The organism is Staphylococcus sp. EG-SA-2 (assembly GCF_017152085.1).
This window is the reverse complement of sequence record NZ_JACYHC010000183.1, coordinates 1-527: the sequence shown is the minus strand read 5'-3', so window position 1 is coordinate 527 and position 527 is coordinate 1. Positions and strand designations below refer to the sequence as shown.

The window sequence follows — 527 nt, the reverse complement described above, 5'->3', positions numbered from 1 at the left end:
AGTTGGTTTCGTCATGATTCTATTTGCATTTAAAACTCAATTCGGGCATGCCAGTTTCACAAATTTATATGAACACGGCATATTCGCTAAAGGTGCTTCTGGATTCTTTATGTCTTTCCAAATGGCATTATTCTCATTTGTAGGAATTGAAATGATTGGTGTTACAGCTGGGGAAACAAAAGATCCAGTTAAAACAATTCCAAAGGCAATTAACAGTGTACCCATTAGAATTTTAATATTTTACGTTGGTGCGTTAGCGGTTATCATGTCTATTATCCCTTGGCAGCAAGTTGATCCTGATAACAGTCCATTCGTAAAATTATTCGCATTGATCGGAATTCCGTTTGCTGCGGGCTTGATTAATTTTGTAGTATTAACCGCTGCTGCTTCATCATGTAACAGTGGTATATTCTCAAATAGCCGTATGCTTTTCGGTTTATCAAGTCAACAACAAGCACCTCCGAACTTTTCTAAGACGAATAAATATGGCGTTCCACATGTTGCAATCTTTGCTTCATCAGCATTAT

1 protein-coding gene is annotated in these 527 nt (G+C 37.2%); it reads left to right on the top strand.

The window, feature by feature from the left end; all coding sequences use genetic code 11:
• Positions 1–527: amino acid permease (locus IDG60_RS01690; RefSeq protein ID WP_206160424.1), on the top strand; the 527-nt coding region annotated here is incomplete at both ends.